The 18,472-nt window shown below is 46.7% G+C and carries 14 protein-coding genes and 1 riboswitch; of the genes, 5 read left to right on the top strand and 9 right to left on the bottom strand.

Annotation, left to right across the window (positions count from 1 at the left end):
* Window positions 1-30 precede the first annotated feature (30 nt).
* From C3Y98_RS08415 to C3Y98_RS08395, 5 genes are all read right to left on the bottom strand, one after another.
* Window positions 31-4,419, bottom strand: a complete 4,389-nt coding sequence (locus C3Y98_RS08415; RefSeq protein WP_245234345.1) for a cobaltochelatase subunit CobN — start codon at window positions 4,417-4,419, stop codon at window positions 31-33.
* 5 nt (window positions 4,420-4,424) lie between these two features.
* Entirely contained in the window at window positions 4,425-5,687 is a 1,263-nt protein-coding gene (locus C3Y98_RS08410; protein ID WP_135278109.1) for a cobyrinic acid a,c-diamide synthase CobB, read from the bottom strand.
* Between the two features lie 9 nt (window positions 5,688-5,696).
* Entirely contained in the window at window positions 5,697-6,302 is a 606-nt protein-coding gene (gene cobO / locus C3Y98_RS08405; protein ID WP_135278107.1) for a cob(I)yrinic acid a,c-diamide adenosyltransferase, read from the bottom strand.
* Between the two features lie 5 nt (window positions 6,303-6,307).
* A complete protein-coding gene (locus C3Y98_RS08400) occupies window positions 6,308-6,877 on the bottom strand; it encodes a hypothetical protein (protein ID WP_135278105.1) in 570 nt (189 codons plus the stop codon).
* 116 nt (window positions 6,878-6,993) lie between these two features.
* Complete coding sequence (locus C3Y98_RS08395; RefSeq protein WP_135278103.1) at window positions 6,994-8,868, bottom strand: TonB-dependent receptor domain-containing protein; 1,875 nt, start codon at window positions 8,866-8,868, stop codon at window positions 6,994-6,996.
* Window positions 8,869-9,015: 147 nt separating this feature from the next.
* Window positions 9,016-9,267, bottom strand: a riboswitch (cobalamin riboswitch).
* A gap of 123 nt (window positions 9,268-9,390) precedes the next feature.
* Here C3Y98_RS08395 and C3Y98_RS08390 point away from each other — a divergent pair.
* A complete protein-coding gene (locus C3Y98_RS08390) occupies window positions 9,391-9,579 on the top strand; it encodes a hypothetical protein (protein WP_135278101.1) in 189 nt (62 codons plus the stop codon).
* Between the two features lie 34 nt (window positions 9,580-9,613).
* Window positions 9,614-9,907 (top strand): cell division protein ZapA, encoded by a 294-nt coding sequence (locus C3Y98_RS08385; RefSeq protein WP_135278099.1) that lies wholly within the window; start codon window positions 9,614-9,616, stop codon window positions 9,905-9,907.
* 363 nt (window positions 9,908-10,270) lie between these two features.
* Here the strand turns inward: C3Y98_RS08385 and C3Y98_RS08380 are convergent, their stop codons facing one another.
* Window positions 10,271-10,642, bottom strand: a complete 372-nt coding sequence (locus C3Y98_RS08380; protein WP_135278097.1) for a DUF2237 family protein — start codon at window positions 10,640-10,642, stop codon at window positions 10,271-10,273.
* A 67-nt stretch (window positions 10,643-10,709) separates the two neighbouring features.
* Here C3Y98_RS08380 and C3Y98_RS08375 point away from each other — a divergent pair, with 67 nt between their 5' ends.
* Entirely contained in the window at window positions 10,710-11,168 is a 459-nt protein-coding gene (locus C3Y98_RS08375; RefSeq protein ID WP_135278095.1) for an EVE domain-containing protein, read from the top strand.
* A gap of 74 nt (window positions 11,169-11,242) precedes the next feature.
* Here C3Y98_RS08375 and C3Y98_RS08370 read toward each other — a convergent pair whose 3' ends face one another.
* Both C3Y98_RS08370 and ilvA read right to left on the bottom strand, forming a co-directional pair.
* On the bottom strand, window positions 11,243-12,355 hold the full coding sequence (locus C3Y98_RS08370) for a YVTN family beta-propeller repeat protein (RefSeq protein WP_135278093.1): 1,113 nt from the start codon (window positions 12,353-12,355) through the stop codon (window positions 11,243-11,245).
* 219 nt (window positions 12,356-12,574) lie between these two features.
* Window positions 12,575-14,086 carry a threonine ammonia-lyase, biosynthetic gene (gene ilvA, locus C3Y98_RS08365; RefSeq protein ID WP_135278091.1) on the bottom strand — a complete coding sequence of 504 codons (1,512 nt, stop codon included), beginning with the start codon at window positions 14,084-14,086 and terminating at the stop codon, window positions 12,575-12,577.
* A gap of 80 nt (window positions 14,087-14,166) precedes the next feature.
* On the opposite strand from ilvA, the gene rpiA reads away from it, so the two are divergent.
* Together rpiA and phoU are read left to right on the top strand one after the other, a co-directional pair.
* Window positions 14,167-14,826 (top strand): ribose-5-phosphate isomerase RpiA, encoded by a 660-nt coding sequence (rpiA, locus tag C3Y98_RS08360; protein ID WP_135278089.1) that lies wholly within the window; start codon window positions 14,167-14,169, stop codon window positions 14,824-14,826.
* A gap of 81 nt (window positions 14,827-14,907) precedes the next feature.
* On the top strand, window positions 14,908-15,615 hold the full coding sequence (phoU, locus tag C3Y98_RS08355) for a phosphate signaling complex protein PhoU (protein WP_135278087.1): 708 nt from the start codon (window positions 14,908-14,910) through the stop codon (window positions 15,613-15,615).
* A 185-nt stretch (window positions 15,616-15,800) separates the two neighbouring features.
* Here phoU and topA read toward each other — a convergent pair whose 3' ends face one another.
* The gene (gene topA, locus C3Y98_RS08350; RefSeq protein ID WP_135278085.1) at window positions 15,801-18,404 is read right to left on the bottom strand and encodes a type I DNA topoisomerase; all 2,604 of its coding nucleotides are present in this window, start codon (window positions 18,402-18,404) and stop codon (window positions 15,801-15,803) included.
* Between the last annotated feature and the right edge of the window lie 68 nt (window positions 18,405-18,472).

Below are 18,472 nucleotides of genomic sequence, written 5' to 3'. Positions count from 1 at the left end.
ATTGATTTTCCATAGTAATCTTGACGGTTTTTATGCAGTAGGTTTACGTGTGCCGAACCAGAGCCCTAGCGCAAAAATAGGCAGGAGTAACAGTATCCATGCGAGATTGTCTTTAACTGTCTCGACAGTGAGTTCATAAGCGCGCGCTACTTTGTTGATAGGTGTTTCTGGTTTGGTTTTGGCCTCGTTGCCTTGAGGTTGTGGCGCATTGGCTTTGCTGCTTGCTTTGTTTTGCACTACTTTTGGTACATCATCGCGCGGCGTGACTTGTGTGGAATTTGGTGAAGCTTCAGTAATGGATTGCGGCTTGTCGTAGCCACGCGCCTTGGCAAGCGCACGGGCAAGGCCTGCTTTATCCTCTGCATTCAAATGTTGCGCTATCCATTTCCACATGGGGTGGTTAGGCGCGGTATGGCCGCTGCCAGGCAAGCCGTTTTTGATGACCAGTCTAGTCAGCGTTTGAGATAGCTGCTGTGCGCTAGCCGTATCTGGCTTCCAGAAACCTTTTTGTGCCGCTACCAGCATGAGTGCGACCATGCTCGCTTTGACTTGGGCGTTGTGACCTTGCTCTAAAAATTGATTCAGACCCAGTTTTAAGTCGTCATCAATATAAACACGTTTCACTTCGTTCCATGCCCAGTCTTTAATAATATCCGGGCGTGTCACTTGCCAGCCCCATAGGTTTTCCATAAAAGCTTGGTTCATAGTGCGCGCGCCGGCATAGCCGTGGCTCATCAGTGGCTTGATCCATGAAGGGTTCAAATAACGCCCGCGCAGTTCCATGAGTAATGCAGACTCAAGCGGTTCATCCGTGAAGCCTTTATGGTCTGCATGGTTCAGAATACGCGCTTGTGGTTTGTTGCCAGTAATGGTTTCGATGGCGAGTGACAGACCGCCTAAGTAATCAAAAGCGTCGTTGTTATCCATCAAGCCGTATAAATTAGAAGCGCGGCCGTGGTAGGTGGTTCCAATATTGTGTAATGAGGTATCAAACGCCTCGTGCGCTGGTTCGCCCTGTGCATCTACACCGTAGGCATGGCCCATGCGCTGCAAATAAGCGCGGCCGATTTCGTTACGGGTTTGCCAAGCGCCAGAGCGCTCAGCTAAGGTGTTTACGCCTGCGCCATATGCACCAGGTGCATCCCCGAAGATACGCCATGCCGCTTCGCGTCCGGCTTGCTCGGCTGGCATACCTTGCGCTAACAATGCTTGCGTGCGTTTGACCCAATGCATGGCCACGCCGTTGGTCGCCATAGGTTCATTGCCACGGCTAAGGTGCGCAAGCGGTTTTAAGGCTGAGTCCAGAGCGGTAGCTAAATCTGGGTTGCTTTGTAGAATGCTCTTTGCCGATGCGGCCAGCGCCATTCTGCCGCCGATATCAATCCATTGCATCAGGTTAGGGTACAGGTCACGGAACAGGCCGGAAGTGGTGACGATAACGTCGTAGCGTTTGGTGGCTGAATCGGGAGCCTGTACTAGCTGCATTTTTTGCACAATGCCACGCGAGTTCCATTCTGGCGTAATGCCCATCAGCGATAAAATAAAACTCACCATCACGCCTTCATCACGCACGGCATCCGATGCCCATAAAATGACGCCTTCACTTTTGGTAATGTCGTCACGGTTACGCACGTTAGCCGCCATGTTATAGCCTAGCTGAAAGCCTAGTGGGGTAGGTAACACATCGCCATCAAGCGCATGAAAGTTACGCCCTGTCGGTAGCGATTCTGGCGAGCGTAGTGGGTCATTACCTTTGCCCGGCTCAATAAAACCACCGCCTAAACCATTGAGCAGTGCTTGCATTTCCAGTTTAGGAGAGGCAATTAAATTATCGCGTATCTGAGCGCTAATATTGTCAGGCTTATTTTGCGCCATAGAATCTAACATCAGTTGCAATGAGGCATCGGACCACGAACGGCCAAATACATGTAGGCCGTGCGGCATGAATTTTTCTTGCAGTTTGGTCAGGTAGTGACCGACTTCATGCGCTAATAAATCGTCATCTGCTTGCTCAAAATTAATGCCGCGCACTTTTAGTACATCCGCCATGCTGGACTCCAACTCTGCGCGCAACTCCAGTATTTCTACCAATCGACGCATTTCTTTGGCAGAGGCAATGCGCATGGTGTCCGAGCTTGAAGACTCGTAACTCTCAACCACTTGGCGTAGCGTGAGCAGGCGGTCATACAGTGGTGTGGCGGTTAGTGGCGGTGTTAAATGGTCGATCATCACCGCAAGTGCGCGCCGTTTGGCCTGCGTACCTTCCCCTACGCCATCCACGATGTACGGGTAGAGCCCGGGCAGGTCGCCAGCGATAATACGAGAGTAATCCTCTGCCGATAAGCCCACAGCTTTGCCCGGTAAAAACTCGTAAGTTGAGTGTCGGCCCAAATGCACGAGTACATCCGCTTTGAAATTATCTTTAAGCCAGTGGTAAAAACCTAAGTATTGGTGCGGTGGCGGGATGGTGGTGTTGGCATGCAACAATTCTTCATCCACTTCCCAGCCACGCGGCGGCTGCGGCCCGACAAACACATTGCCAAACTGTATGCCCGGGAACATCATTTTTTTGTTAACGACCATGACCTTGCCTGGCGTTGGTCCCCAGCCGCGCAAGCCTTCAATATTTAAATTGGCAATGCGTGTTTTTAATGCATCCATGACCTCACAGGAGCTATGCTGGCTTAAGCAAACCTCGTAACCGTCATTGAGTTCAGTCAGTAATTTAATGGCTTCAGTGCGCTGCGGGTGGTCAACACCTTCCACCAAATGGCGCAGCTCGCGCATAGACTTCGCCAAGCGGCTATTTGCAATTGCTAGTTCGCCAGCTGATTGTGCCGCCACAAGCTCAGCGTGCAGGCGACCTAACGGCCCTTGCACCATTTCACCTTTTACTACGGCTGGCAACGTGTTAAACCACTGCGTATAACTAGCGTTGTCCATACTGGCTACCTTAGGCAACATCGTGGTCAGTTCTTCGTTGTTTTCAGGCAGGTTCACGCCTTTATCCTGCATTAAATCCAGCAATGCCTCGTGTGTGGCAGGTAGTTCGCCAGTTTGATAGCCAGCCGCTTTCATGCTGTGCAAAATATCAAATAACGATTGCGGCACATCCAAATTGTCCGCGCCAATGTTGTGGCGCCCGGGTGGATGGTTATAGTAAATAATCGCGACGCGCTTTTCTGCATTCGCTTTGTGTTGCAAGGTTTGCCAGTTCATCACTCGGCTTACCAACGATTTGATTTCTGTGGTTAACAGCTCCGGCAGGCGTAGCTCTACACCCGTGAGCTTATCAATACTTGGCGCGCCCGTTGCGGCAACCACCATGGGCTGGCTGCTGCCTTGCACTTCAGGCATGGCGACGCGGTATTGAATAGAGTTAGTAGGTAAGCCATCTTCAGATAGCTGCCAGGCAGTCGCGCTACGATCAGTGAGTCTGATCGCCTTAAACACAGGCACGTCTAACTTTTTGATTAGCGTGGTGACAGACTCTCGCCCTTCTGCGGCACCCACCACAAAGTCTTGTAATACTACTAAGCCAGTTAATTTCGTTGGGGCCAGCATGGCTGGTAGTTTTTCTATAGCTTGCTTGGACGCATCACCCCACTTGGCCATTACCGTAACGCAATTGATGCCTTGTTGTTGGGTTTGTGCACAAATCGCATCTGCAACCTGAGGGTCACTGGTGCTTAAATCCAGCACCGCTAATGTAGTCTTGCTGTTTTGCTTGGGTTGCGATGGGAAAGTTACTTGATCGGTTGCTAGCTCTTTACCGTTCACGCGTAAGCGAATCGGCGGCATGGGTTTGGCTGTAGGCAAAATCGCATTATTTTTAGCAGATTGTGAGTTGAGCAGGTAAGTCATAAATGCGGCCAAGTTTTCCTGACCGCCCGCTTGCCAAACGTCGCTTAGTGCCAACCACTTTGCCGCAGCAGCGTGTTTTTGTGCGGACGCCAACAGTGCATCTGGCGTTTTTTCCTGTGTTTGTGTTAGTGCTTTTGCTTCAGAAAAGTCACTGACCTCACTTTTGTTGAAGCGGCTTCTGAGTGATAGTGCGCTATCGCCATTAAATGCGATAAAAGTAGCCGGCTGCATTTTGGCCGGGTCGGATTTTAGCGCATCAAGTGCTCGCTGTAGTTGTGCCGATGATTCTGCGTATTGCGCTACGGCAAACACGGCATCTGCTTCTTGTAACCAGCGTTTTAATGTACGGCTGTCTGCCGCCATCAATTGTGATTGCGAGCGTAATGTAATCTTGTCACCCGGGCGTTGGGCCAGCGTGTTCTTTGCAGCTTCAGCGGTGGCGGGCGCAGTTCTGTCGGATACAATGCCGAGTAATGTTGCGCTGTGTGCTGTGCCTGTCAGTAGGCTCAATAGCAAAATACTGATATTGATTAATCTAGGTTTGATTAAAGACACTTGGCTTACCTTGCTGTGAAAAGCTGTGCGGCTAGGTTTGGGTTGGAGGCAAAGTAAAAGTGCAAAAAGCTCGCAATAATCGAACCATGCTGGTAAATGTTTTCCACTTTACCAAAGCGCGTCTTAGCGGTGGCGATAGGCGGCAGCTCTGTTGTAAAACTGCCGTAGTGGAAAGTGTGTGCGCCTAACTCATCATTGAGTAACGTTACTTTTAATGAGCCTAGCCCCTGTAAGCGGTCTTCTATTTTGCTCACGCCGGATAGTAAGTCAAAGCAAGGTTCATCATTTAAGCAGGTAGATAAGGCCATCATGCCACCGCATTCTGCCAGTATCGGTTTGTTCGCATCAAAGGCTGCCTGTAGGGCATTTTTCATGGCTAAATTGCTGCTGATTTTATTCAGGTGCAGCTCTGGGTAACCGCCGGGCAGCCAATAAGCGTCGGCTTCTGGCAATGTGTGGTCATCTAATGGCGAGAAAAACCGCAGCGATGCGCCCATGTCTTGCAAGCAGTCTAAGTTCGCCTGATAAATAAAACAGAATGCATCATCCCTTGCAATGGCAATTACCTTGCCAGCAAGGAGTTTAGGTGGCAGCTGTGTGGCTGGCGCACTAAAGGTGACGGTGGGCGGGCGAGGTAAGTCTTGCGTCAGTGCCTTGGCAGCGTCTTCAATTTTTTGCTCCAAATCACTGATTTCGCCTGCACGGAATAAGCCGAGATGTCGCTCTGGTAAGCTTAGTGCTGCGTTCTTTTGTAATGCGCCAAACCAATTGAGATGTGGCGGTAATGAGTCGTGTAGTAATTTTCCATGTCCAGCACTTCCTGTTTTATTGGCGAGTACGCCAGCCGGTATCAGGTCAGGCTTATGTGATAGCAAGCCATTTGCTAACGCACCAAAGGTTTGTGCCATGCCGCCTGCGTCAATGGTAAGCAGTACTGGTAAATTAAAGCGTATGGCAATGTCTGCGCTTGATGGTGTGCCATCATACAGACCCATCACGCCTTCAACGATAATCAAATCAGTATCCTGTGCTGCGCGATATAGTTGCGCTTCGGCATCACTTTCGCCGCACATCGTAAAATCTAGGTTGTATACAGGACGCCCAGTTGCCACTTCTAAAATCATGGGATCTAAGAAGTCAGGGCCACACTTAAATGCTTGAACACGCAACCCTTGGTTGCGCCATGCGCGCGCCAGGGCAGCGGTGATAAAGGTTTTTCCCTGCCCAGACGCTGGGGCGGAAATAAGTAGGGCGTGGCAAGTGGTCATAGCGTTTGGTTACAGGTCAATGCCTGGCTGTGCCTTAATGCCAGCGCGCCATGCATGTTTAATATCCATAATTTCACTCACGGTGTCTGCCAACTCGGTGAGTGCAACTGGGGCGCCGCGACCAGTCACCACTACGTGCTGCATGGCGGGTCTGGCGGCAATGTCAGCCAGTATTTGCGTGAGGTCTAGGTAGCCGTATTTGATGGTGTAGGTGAGCTCGTCTAGAATCACCAGTTGAATGCTGGGGTCGCGCAACATACGTTGTGCAATAGCCCATCCGGCTTGTGCAGTTTTGGTGTCGCGTTCTCGGTCTTGAGTGTTCCAGGTAAAGCCTTCGCCCAGAACGTGCCACTCTACATTGGCTTGGCCGCGAAAAAAGGCCTCTTCGCCGGTGTCGCTGCGCCCTTTGATAAATTGCGCAACGCCCACCTTCATGCCGTAGCCTAAAGCGCGTGCCATCATGCCGAAAGCAGAAGAACTTTTACCTTTGCCGTTACCAGTCAGTACCAGTAGCAAGCCTTTTTCTTGGTTTGCTTGTTCAATCGCAGCATCTATCACTGCCTTTTTACGCACCATACGTGCTGTATGGCGCGTGCTTTTGTCATCAGAGGTCATCTAGCTTAAGCTTTAGCGCGGCTCAAGCCGTTTGCTAATGCAAATGTAATGTGCACTACAGCAGCAACCGCTAACCAGAAGCCAATATTTTCAAATTGGCGTGGCGCGTATTTAAGTAAACGTGCACCAAACTCTGCAATAGTTGGGTCAGGGTAGCGACCACCAAAGAAATAAAAGCCACCGCTAGAAAATAGTTCGCTTAATGCGCCAGCTACGGTAGCACTACCAACTAGAGGTAAAATCGCTTTAGAGCTGAAGCTATAGTGTTTAGCAAACCAGCGGCCAGCTAGCCACATTGTGCCGTATGCCGGCAGTAAAAAGCCGTAAGCAGGGGTCACGCAGAAGTTACTCACGCCTTGGAAGTAAACAGAGTAAAGATCTAAACCTGTACATAAAGCCAGTAGTGCCGGGAACGTAAGTGCTGGGCGCAGATATAAACCTGCTAGAAAAAATACAGCAAGAGATGCGCTAGGCAGGCTGTTGATTGAAGCAAAGTGATGGCCGCGCGTCACAATGATGAGTGCAGCAAGCGCAACACCTATAAGGATTTGTTGTGTTTTAGAAAGTGTAAGCATAGTAGGTGCAGCCTCCGATTGTTTCGCTTAAATGATAATAGTTAAATAAAACATGATTTTATCGTAAATGTGTTTTGCTAGGGCGAGTTTTCGCTCGCCCTAGCGGTTAACCAACGTTAAGGTTTCATGTTGTAACGTAAGCCTACGAACAAGTTGCTGCCAGCAGTGTTGTAAGGCACTGTGGAAGTTGCATAAGATAGAATATAGTTCTTATCCAGCAAGTTATTTGCTCGTGCCTCCAACTTCCATTCTGGTGATAGCTTGTAGTTCGCCGTCATATTAACGAGCATATAACCGCTCATCGGTATTTTATTGCTTGCGTCATTGTAGCGAGTAGATGCGCCATTGACTTCTGCGCCCCACTGTAAATTACCCCATGTGTGTTGTAAATTAACTGTGCCGTAGCGATTGCCTCTGCGCACTAGTAACTGGTTCGTATCGTCATCACGAGGAGATTGTACCGTCAGATTTCCACTTAATAGTAAATCGTCAGTAATGTTCCAGTTGCCCTCAAAAGTTGCGCCTTGTATGGTTGCCTGATCGACGTTTCTTACAGGGTCACCATTGACGATTAAGTTTTCAATCTCATTATAAAAGGCTGTTATGCCAGTTGAAAATTGACGAACCTCGTAGCGAATGGATACCTCACGATTGCGCGATTGCTCGGGCGCTAAGTTTGGATTTCCCGAGTAGCCAGTGATTTTCGGATAATAGAGTTGGTTAAATGTTGGTGCCTTAAATGCTTTACCATAGCTTGCTGTGACGCGCCACTCTGGAGAGATGCGGTAGCCGTAACCGGCACCGCCTGTAGTGTAGTTGCCAAATTGCGTGTTATGGTCTTCGCGTAGTGATGCTTGGAATGAATGTTTTTCGTAATCAAGTACATAGCTAGCCATGAAGCCATCGTTATTACGCTCTTTTTTAAACTTTATTCTAGGCCCCGGGTTGCTGTCTACATCCTGTTCCAAGCGATCATAAAGTAGAGTTAACATCCCTAATGGCAATTTAACGTCATTTTGCCACGTGAGTTGTTTTTGCTCTGTCCGGTAGTTTGTAATGCCACTAGGGTTGTAATTTTTGTTTGATGGCGCACTGTTTGTGTTGGGTTTTGCGTGGCTATCTAAATCATCGATACCCATCCCTAATTTGAACGTGCTGTGCCAAGTGTCAGTAAACTGGTTTTTGCTAGTAAATGCGTAGCTTTGTAGTAATTGGTCGCTAAAGTTCTCGTAATTAGAGCCATCGTATTCGTTGTGACCTTTGCTTTCAAAGAACTGCAGGCCCCAGGTGTGACCTTGAGCGAGTTCAAGCTCAGCAAAAGCAGACGTGCTTAAATTGCGGTAGCTATCATCATCAGCATCTTTCCCTCGGCGGATGCGTCTGGCTGAGAAGCTGTCAGTGTCTAAGCTGCTGACATTCACGCCATACTTAAGTGCGTTGACACCGCCATTAATACCAAATTCTGCAGTTTTTGTATTGTAAGAGCCTAAGCCAACCGCAGCGTTAATCAATGGCTTTTCAGATAAGCTTTTGCGGGTAAATATTTGAATCACGCCGCCAATGGCATCTGCGCCATATAAACTTGAGGCGGGGCCACGTAAAATCTCTACTCGTTCAATTTGACTCAATGGAATCTTTTCATAGGCGGTAGTGCCTTGTGTAGCTGAGTTGATGCGTAAGCCATCAACCAGCACTACGATGTGTTGGTCGTTTGTGCCGCGTAGAAAAATGCTACTTGCAGTACCTGCGCCGCCACTTGTGTTAATTTGTACCCCTGGTTGCAAACGTAATAGGTCAGTAAATGAGCCTGCGCCAATGCGCTCAATTTGTTCTCGGTCAATGACCGTTACATCGCCAACAATGTTTTCGAGTAATTGAGGCGTGCGTGTGGCGGTAACTACAACGTCATTTAATTTAATGGTGTCTTCTATAGCGTGCACAGCAGGGTGAAACGCCAAGCCGACCAAGCCAGCGATGATACTCTTGTTCATTTGAATTTCCTTTGGTGACATGCGTCCCCGCATGTGACTGATAACTAAGGAAATACAGAGGAGCTAAAACATCGAAACGAAAAGAATACACAACACAAGTATGCACTTGTGCGTTACGTTTTGATAAACCGTCACCCCGCGGTATTTCCAACTAATTGTTGCGAGGCCGGTCTCCGGGCTTGTGAATGTTATGTTTGCACCTTCCCAAGCATGAGCTATTAAAATAGCGTGGCTCAGTGGTTTATTGCAAAACAGTATGATTGGAAATCATACTCACTTACCGTTGCGGGGGCAGCATAGGGATTGTATTACGCTCAGAATAGCGGATTAACGCACCTATTTCCCAGTTTCACCTTGTTTATTAAGAACAAACATGGCACCTTTCAACAGCAACAATTATAACGTTTAAAGATTCAATGAGGCGAACTATCTGGGATAAATTTCTTTGTAATGTATTGTAATACTTTTAAAAATCGCTGTTAGCTATTGACTACAATCATTTTTTTCAATTATAGTGATTGTATGGACGCAGACTTAACAGCACTAGAACAAAAACTGTTGCAATTAATTGCACGGTATAACGAGCTGCGCGACGAGAACGCGCGTCTACGTGGAGATCTGGGCGCGATGGAATCTGATACCGCATTGTTAAAAGCCAATATGGCCAAAGCCAGTGAGCGTATCGAAGCGTTAATGCAAAGCCTGCCTTAATTTTCAATAAATTATTATTTTTGAGTAAAAGCTAATGAGTGAAATTAAAGGCGTTGATGTCAATATCATGGGGCGTGACTTTACCGTGTCATGCACAGATGAAGAGCGTCCAGGTTTGCTTAATGCCGTCAATTTTTTAGACAAAAAAATGCGCGATATTCGTGACAGTGGCAAAGTAATCGGCGTGGAGCGTATCGCGATTATGACTGCGCTTAACCTGTCATATGAACTGCTCAATAGTAAAAGTGGTGACGTGAATATAGGCGATATCAAGCGCAGAATCTCTATGATGCAAGATCAGATAGATCAGGCTTGTGAGTCTAAATAAACGTTCATATCAGCAAAATATATAAACAGGTAATCGCGTTTTCTTGATGGTGTTTTCTTGTAAGTAGAGTAAAATCAATTCAATCGTTTTATCATTAAGAATAGAACGTCAGGTTATACAGTTTGTTCTCTGCGGCGTGGTTTAGGCTAATAATTCCTTGAACTAGTTTATAGCATCGGTTTTAGTCATTCGAGTTGTTGTGTGAGCGCTCTCATGGTGAGTTCTTTAAGAACCCCTTGGCGAGTGACCCTAATGCGCTCTAGGCTGTTACCACTTGAGCCTTTTTGGTTCAGGATGCTGGCTTAGGCTACGTCCGTGGAGAACTCCTCAATCGATTACAGGCAGTATTTCTATTGTCTGTTTTTATCTTAATGCGTGGTATTTCAGATCCGCCAAACTCACAATTTCCAAGCACTTTTCATGGCAGCTTTCTAGTATCACTGGCGGTGCAAAACCTGCTTCAGATGCCTCCAGCCAGCGACTTGCACATAAACACCAACGGTCGCCAGCACTTAATCCTTCAAAGCCATATTCGGGGCGTGCAGTGCTTAAGTCGTTGCCTCTTGAGATGGAGAATGCCAAGAACTCTTCAGTCATTTGTGCGCAAACTGTGTGGCTGCCGTGGTCTTCTGTGCCAGTTTCGCAGCAGCCTGAACGGGTGAATCCGGTGACGGGGTCTAAACTACAAGTTTGCAGTGCAGTGCCAAGTACGTTTTTTTGTTGTGGTTTTGTCATGTTGGAGTTTGTTCAATTTGATTGGATATAGATTATCATAGACGCTCATTTTTGACAGGAAAACGTAATGCGATATTGGTTAATGAAGTCGGAGCCATCCGATGTTTCAATTGATGACCTAGCAGGCTTTGAGAATCAAACAGTTGATTGGTATGGTGTGCGTAACTATCAAGCACGTAATTTTATGCGTGACCAGATGCAGGTTGGTGATGGCGTGCTGTTTTATCACTCAAATTGCGATGAGCCTGGTATCGCTGGTATTGCTGAGGTAGCCACACTGGCTTATCCTGATCGTTTGCAGTTCATTGAAGGACATAAGTATTACGACCCTAAAGCGACGCCCGAGAACCCGCGTTGGTTTAATGTAGATGTAAAGCTGGTGCGTAAAACACGCCTGTTGAGCTTAAAAGAAATGCGTGACACGCCAGCGCTGGAAAGTCTGCGTATTTTGCAGCGTGGTAACCGATTATCGATTACACCGGTTGACCCAAGGGATTGGGCTTTTATACTTGAACAGCTGAAATAAAAAAGCGCCTATCACGGATAGGCGCTTCATTAAGAACGGGCCACCTGACCGGGTGGCCCGTTTGGGATTGCTGATTACTTGGTGTCTAGACTACCCATAGATTTTGGATAGGTCACGATGCCCCATGGCATGTCTTTCACCTCGATTTGCTTCGTTACTTCCAGTTTTTCCGCATCAATCACGAATACCGCATCTGATTTGCCGCAAGCCAGTAGCACCTGTTTGTCATCCGGGGTGAATGTGAAGTGCCAGCAACGGTTGCCGGTCGGGATGTCTTTTATTTTCTCGTAGGTTTTAGCATCAAACACTTGCAGTGCTTTTTGCTTGTTGGTTGCTACAAAAATGTGTTCACCTTTTTTGTCATACGAAATGCCGTAAGGAGTTTCGCCTGTATCTACGGTACGCACAAAGTTAAAGTTTTTATCCAGCACCATGATTTTGTTGCCGTATTCCAATGTTGCCAAATAGGTATTACCGTCCGGTGATACTTTAATGCCGCGTGGACGATCACCATATTCATGGGTATGAATAGTTTTAACTAGGCTGCCGTCTGAAATATTGTGTACGGTCACTGTGTTGTCAGCTTCATTGGTGATCACTAGGTTTTTACCATCAGCAGAGAACTCAATGCCTTCAGTTTCTGGGCCACCAGTGATTTCACGTACTTTTTCACCTTTAGTTAAATCGACAACAGCGATTTTAGCGGGGATTTTCTCTTCATCATCGTCATCTTCTTCCTCTGCCGGTTTTTGCCCTGGCTTAGGTGGTGGGCCGCCCACTGCACTTGGCTCAGATGAAATAAACGCGTAATTGCCGCTAATGCGCACAAACTCTGGGTTTTTACCTACCGGGATTTGTTGTAACACTGCGCCTGTCGCGGTATCAATGATTGAAATGCTTGCGTTCTCACGAGTGGCGACAATCAGTTTTTTACCGTCATCGGTAATGCCTAAGCCGCGTGGCGATGCTGCCTTAACGTCAAACTCTTTAATTACTTGCATGGTGGCGAGGTCAATTACGCTTACACCTGCATCTTGGCGCGTTACATATGCAAAGCCAGTGGCATTGGCTTTATCTGCCGCTTGGGTTTGATTGGCAGGCTCTTTGCTGCAACCGCTAATGCCTGCTACGAGCGCTAGTAAAATTAAACTAATACGTGTTTTACTAAATGCTGGGGTAAATTTCATACACTCTCTCCAAATTGATTTCTGATGATGCGATGCTGGTATTGTTATTTAGGGATTCACCTTGCAATATAAGCAAGAACTGTACTAAAAGAAGAACTGATTAAAAACAAAAGCTTACATGCTAAGAGGTGTTGGGTTGGTTAGTATCAGCCAATTGGCGTGGTTGATACTAACCAATGTTCATGTGATTAACCTGAGTAGCCGTAGTTTACTGTGTCATTAACCTAAAAATAATTTATACGCTGGATTATTAGTTTCTTCCCAGTGCGGGTATCCTAAGTTATTTAAGAAATCAGAAAACTCACTTAGTTCATTAGGTGGCACTTGCATGCCGGCTAATACGCGGCCAAAGTCTGCGCCGTGATTGCGGTAATGAAATAGGCTAATGTTCCAATCATGGCCCATGGTGTCTAAAAACTTCATGAGTGCACCTGGTTTCTCAGGGAACTCAAATCTAAACACCACTTCGTTCTCGGCCTGCGGCGCGTGGCCGCCTACCAAGTGCCGCAAATGCAGCTTAGCTACTTCGTTTTCTGATAAATCCAGCGCAGGCAAACCTTCAGCGGCTAAATCTTTCACCAGTTGCGCAGACTCCGTTGGGTCGTTAACGGCCACCCCTACAAAAATATGCGCTTCTGTAGGGTCAGAGTAGCGGTAATTAAACTCGGTAATATTGCGGTTGCCCAGTAGGTGACAGAAGGCTTTGAACGCACCTGGCTTTTCTGGAATCGTGACCGCCAATACAGCCTCACGTTTTTCACCCAGCTCTGCGCGCTCAGCAATAAAACGCAAGCGATCAAAATTCATATTGGCACCAGAGGCAATGCTAATCAGTGTTTTACCTTCTAGCTTTTCCCGTGAGGCATAGGCTTTTAGGCCGGCAGTGGCAAGTGCGCCGGCTGGCTCTAAAATGCTGCGTGTATCTTCAAATACATCTTTGATGGCGGCACAAATGGCGTCGTTATCAACCACAATCATTTCATCAACGTATTGCTGGCAAAGTGCAAAAGTATGTTCACCCACTTGTTTGACTGCTGCGCCATCGGCAAACAATCCTACTTGCTCAAGCATCACGCGCTGACCTTGCTGTAATGACTCAGTCATTGCCTCAGCATCGCGCGCTTCAACGCCGATGACTTTAATTTCCGGTCTAATCGCTTTTACATAGGCGGCAATACCCGCTAATAAACCACCGCCGCCAACGCAGCAAAAGATTGCTTCAATTGGTTCCGGGTGCGCCTCTAAAATTTCCATCGCGATCGTGCCTTGGCCTGCAATCACATCAGGGTCATCGTAAGGGTGCACAAAGGTGAGGTTTTCAGACTTTTCTAATTCCAAGGCATGTACGTAGGCATCAGAGTAGCTGTCGCCAAACAATACCACTTCTGCGCCGCGGCTTTTAACTGCATTGATTTTAATCAGTGGAGTTGTGGTTGGCATTACGATAACAGCGCGACAGCCCAGCTTTTGTGCGGATAGGGCGACGCCCTGTGCATGGTTGCCAGCACTGGCCGCAATCACGCCTGAATCTAGCGCGGCTTTGGGCAGGTTAGCCATTTTATTGTAGGCGCCGCGCAATTTAAATGAGAATACCGGCTGCATGTCCTCGCGTTTCAGGAACACACGGTTATGAATGCGTGCCGATAAGTTGGGCTGGAAGTCTAATGGCGTGTTTCTGGCCACGTCATATACACGAGAGTTTCTGATTTTTTCTAGATAGTTAGTAGACATGCGTTATTTTGTATTAGTAAGTAGCGGTGTATAGTTATGGTTTGATTGACATTATAAAGAATTTATAAGGATTTAAGTAAATGGCGTTTACACAAGACGAATTAAAGCAACAGGTTGCAAAAGCAGCAGTGGAATATGTAAAAAGCGGCATCATCGGTGTGGGTACCGGTTCTACCGCTAACTTCTTTATTGAAGAGTTAGCGAAAGTAAAACACAAGATTGACGGCGCAGTAGCGAGCTCTGAAGCAACTGCACAACGTTTGCGCGGCCATGGTATCGAAGTATTTGATCTAAACTCAGTCGATGACCTTGAAATCTATGTGGATGGTGCTGACGAAATTACAGAGCATATGCACATGCTAAAAGGCGGCGGTGGTGCATTAACCCGTGAGAAGATTGTTGCTGCGGTTGCTAAAAAGTTTATTTGTATTTGTGATGCAACTAAATACGTGCCAGTATTAGGTAAATTCCCATTGCCAGTAGAAGTGTTGCCAATGGCAAAAAGCCATGTAGCACGTGAGTTGGTAAAGTTAGGTGGCCAGCCGCAATTGCGTGACTTCACTACTGACAACGGTAACTTGATTCTTGATGTGCATGGCCTAACAATTACTGATCCAGTGGCGATGGAAGCAAAAATCAATCAAATCGTTGGTGTAGTAACTAACGGCCTATTTGCCGCGCGCCCAGCTAATGTATTACTACTTGCAACGGCTGACGGTGTAAAAACCTATCAGAAATAAAACGTTAATCATTGAACTGTAATAATTTTGTCATATTGACTGGTTAGACTGTGTTGATTAGCAGATATTGGAAATTAAAAAATGCATTCTGAACATACCTTTAAGCAATATGACGCAGAGTTGGAAGCTTTACGGGGTAAAGTGCTTGAGATGGGTGGCTTGGTTGAGCAGCAAATCGTACAAGCGCTTGAAGCCTTAGTAAAGCTAGACTCTAATCTAGCTAAAGAAGTCATGGTGAATGATCAGCTTGTTAATGCACTTGAGGTGCAAATTGACGAGGGATGTAGCCAGATTATTGCGCGTCGTCAGCCAGCTGCCGGTGATTTGCGTATGGTCATGATGATGGTGAAAACCATTACGGATCTTGAGCGTATCGGTGATGAAGCAACTAAAATCGCCCGTACTGCGCAAAAGATTTTTGATGAAGACCGTATGTACAAACCACGTTTTAATGAGATTAAATCGATGGTGGCATTAGTGCGCGAGATGTTGCGCACTGCACTCGATGGTTTTGCGCGTTTAGATGTGAGCAAAACGGTAGAAGTTGCTAGGCAGGATGAGTTGGTGGATGAGCATTTCCGCTCAGCTATGCGTCAACTGATTACCTTCATGCTAGAAGATCCGCGCACGATTTCTATGTCATTAGAGGTTTTGTTTGTAGCAAAAGCAATTGAGCGTATTGGTGACCACGCTAAAAACATCGCGGAATATGTGGTGTACATGGTTAAAGGTAAAGATGTGCGCCATATCTCTGTACAGGAAATGGAAAGAGAAACCTTAGAGCCTTAGTTGGCGCTTGATTTTTAGTGAGGCTGCTACGATCTTGATGGTGTCCTTGCTATGAATAACTTAAATATCAGTAAATAAAAAGCGGCTTTTAAGCCGCTTTTTATTTAGTCAATTTAGTTTAAGCTTAGCATTTAAGCCTTGCTTACCCAAACCTTAGATTAGCCTTGGCTATTCAAGCCGGCTGACTATGTTTCTTTACTTGCCTTTTTAACTGTTGCTTTCTTTGGGGCTGCTTTCTTGGTAGCGGCTTTTTTTGGTGCTGCCTTTTTTGCTGCGGGTTTGTCTTCGCTTGCTGCAGATGTTTTCTTTGCTACCGTTTTCTTCACCGGTACTTTTTTGGCAGGCGCGTCTTTGGCTGCTTTTGCACTCAGTAACTCTAAGGCTTCATCCATGGTGAGCGATTCTGGCTCTATACTTTTTGGTAGCGTTGCACGCAACTTACCATGTTGCACATAAGGCCCATAACGCCCAGCAAATACTTCAATCTGTCCATCTTCTGTTGGATGGCTACCCAGCGAACAGAGGGGGGCTGGTCCAGTGTGGGCTTGCGCCAGCAATGCAACAGCGCCTTCTAAATCAATGCTAAACACGCTTAGGTTTTTAGGGATAGATTTAAATTTTGCATCATGGTTAATATATGGGCCAAAACGACCAATATTGGCAATAATCTTTTTATTGGTTTCTGGATGTAGGCCTAAATCTCGTGGCAACGACAGCAACATATTCGCTGTTTCTAAATTGACATCCGCCAATGGAATCTCTTTAGGAATGCTGACGCGTTTAGGTTTCTTTTTCTCACCCTCTATCGCAAGGCCAATTTGCAGGTATGGTCCATAAGGACCATTCATTAAATAGATTTCCTTGCTGGTCGCGGCATCTACTCCGATAGTGACCGGGTCTGTGCCTGCGTTTGCAGTGCCGTCTATACTGCGCTTGTAATCACATTTTGGGGTGTCGTTATAACCAGTACAGCCAATAAAGCTGCCAAAGCGGCTTAGTTGTTTTTGTAGTGGCTTGCCGCATTTTGGGCATGCTTCATCAATAAGCTCATTGCCTGGGCGTTCGACATCTGCCTTGTTGTGAATTTGCTGGTTAAAATCTTGCCAGAACTCATCCATGAGCGGAATCCACTCACGCTCACCCTCAGCTACGCTATCCAGCGCGTTTTCCAAGTTTGCTGTGAAGTCGTAGTCTACGTATTTGGTGAAGTGTTCGGTTAAGAACTTGTTCACAACACGACCTACATCGGTAGGCGTAAAGCGCTTTTTATCCAGTAGCACATATTCACGGTCTTGCAGTGTGCTGATAATACTGGCGTAGGTGGAAGGACGACCGATGCCGTACTCTTCCAATACTTTCACTAAGCTAGCTTCAGAGTAACGTGGTGGCGGTTCAGTAAAGTGCTGTTCGCCGTAGATTTTTTCAACGGTCAGTACTTCACCTGTTTCCAGATTAGGTAGCTTGCTTTCTGCTTCCTCTTCCTCGTCGTCCGAGCCTTCCATGTATACCGCAATAAAACCAGGGAAAACTAGCGTTTGGCCTGTAGCGCGGAATAGGTTCGCATCGCTGCCTACACTTAAATCTACGCTCACTGCATCAAACTTGGCTGGTGCCATTTGGCAAGCGAGTGCCCGCTTCCAAATCATTTCATACAGTTTGAACTGTTCGTCATTTAAATATTGGCGAACACTGGTAGGCGTACGTGAAATGTCTGTTGGGCGAATCGCCTCATGCGCTTCTTGTGCGCTTTTAGACTTGGTTTTATACATGACAGGCGATTTTGGCAGGTAATCGGCATCAAAATTCTTTTTAACATAGTCACGAATTTGCATGACCGCTTCAGTGGCTAGGCTAAATGAGTCAGTACGCATATAGGTGATCAAACCTACGGTGCCGCTTCCTACATCAACACCTTCATACAATTGTTGTGCCACACGCATAGCGCGTGATGTAGTGAAGCCAAGCTTGCGCACAGCCTCTTGTTGTAACGTGGATGTGGTAAACGGTGCAGCAGGGCTACGGCTACGTTGTTTCTTTTCCACGCGCGATACGGTGGTTTTGCCGGCGCTGGCTAATAGTAATTTGCCAACGATGTCTGACTGCTGGTCATGGTTAATCACCGTGAATTGCTCAACTTTTTGATTGTTGAGTTGCACCAGTTTGGCTTTAAAGCCATGCTGATGTTTTAACGCATCTAAATGAATAGACCAATACTCTTGTGATTTAAATGCCTCAATTTCTAGTTCACGTTCTACTATCAAACGTAATGCCGGGCTCTGTACGCGACCTGCAGATAATCCGCGACGGATTTTCTTCCACAATAGTGGTGATAAATTGAAACCAACGAGGTAGTCCAGAGCGCGGCGGGCTTGTTGCGCATTGACCATAGGCATAGAGATGTCGCGTGGCTCGGCAATCGCGTGCTCTACAGCACCTTTGGTAATCTCATGAAACACAACGCGTTTCATGAGTTTGTTTTTGAGTAGTTTTTTAGATTTTAAAATCTCGGCAATGTGCCAGGAAATTGCCTCACCTTCGCGGTCCGGGTCGGTTGCCAGATAAATGCTGTCTGCATTTTTAACGGCTTTGGCGATGGCATCTACATGCTTGCTATTGCGCTCTATAATGTCGTACTTCATGGCGAATTGATTTTCGGTATCTACTGCGCCATTTTTTGGAATTAAGTCACGGACATGTCCATACGATGCAAGTACTTCAAAATCGCTACCAAGATATTTCTTGAGCGTTTTTGCTTTGGATGGAGATTCAACAATAAGTAGTTTGGACATGAATGCCTAAGAGTAAGGAGTTTGCTTTTCTAACATTTTGGATGATAACAAGGACATTGCCTAAAATA

Source organism: Methylotenera oryzisoli, assembly GCF_004661485.1.
GTDB lineage: Bacteria > Pseudomonadota > Gammaproteobacteria > Burkholderiales > Methylophilaceae > Methylotenera > Methylotenera oryzisoli.
The sequence above is the reverse complement of the archived record's forward strand: the minus strand, read 5'-3'. Positions and strand labels throughout refer to the sequence as shown.

Excerpts from the sequence above, each read along its gene's own strand:
- C3Y98_RS08385 (WP_135278099.1), top strand. The coding sequence starts at position 9,614 with ATGAGTGAAATTAAAGGCGTTGATGTCAATATCATGGGGCGTGACTTT.
- phoU (WP_135278087.1), top strand. The coding sequence starts at position 14,908 with ATGCATTCTGAACATACCTTTAAGCAATATGACGCAGAGTTGGAAGCT.
- C3Y98_RS08400 (WP_135278105.1), bottom strand. The coding sequence starts at position 6,877 with ATGCTTACACTTTCTAAAACACAACAAATCCTTATAGGTGTTGCGCTT.
- C3Y98_RS08390 (WP_135278101.1), top strand. The coding sequence starts at position 9,391 with ATGGACGCAGACTTAACAGCACTAGAACAAAAACTGTTGCAATTAATT.
- C3Y98_RS08410 (WP_135278109.1), bottom strand. The coding sequence starts at position 5,687 with ATGACCACTTGCCACGCCCTACTTATTTCCGCCCCAGCGTCTGGGCAG.
- rpiA (WP_135278089.1), top strand. The coding sequence starts at position 14,167 with ATGGCGTTTACACAAGACGAATTAAAGCAACAGGTTGCAAAAGCAGCA.
- C3Y98_RS08370 (WP_135278093.1), bottom strand. The coding sequence starts at position 12,355 with ATGAAATTTACCCCAGCATTTAGTAAAACACGTATTAGTTTAATTTTA.
- ilvA (WP_135278091.1), bottom strand. The coding sequence starts at position 14,086 with ATGTCTACTAACTATCTAGAAAAAATCAGAAACTCTCGTGTATATGAC.
- C3Y98_RS08395 (WP_135278103.1), bottom strand. The coding sequence starts at position 8,868 with ATGAACAAGAGTATCATCGCTGGCTTGGTCGGCTTGGCGTTTCACCCT.
- topA (WP_135278085.1), bottom strand. The coding sequence starts at position 18,404 with ATGTCCAAACTACTTATTGTTGAATCTCCATCCAAAGCAAAAACGCTC.
- cobO (WP_135278107.1), bottom strand. The coding sequence starts at position 6,302 with ATGACCTCTGATGACAAAAGCACGCGCCATACAGCACGTATGGTGCGT.
- C3Y98_RS08375 (WP_135278095.1), top strand. The coding sequence starts at position 10,710 with ATGCGATATTGGTTAATGAAGTCGGAGCCATCCGATGTTTCAATTGAT.
- C3Y98_RS08380 (WP_135278097.1), bottom strand. The coding sequence starts at position 10,642 with ATGACAAAACCACAACAAAAAAACGTACTTGGCACTGCACTGCAAACT.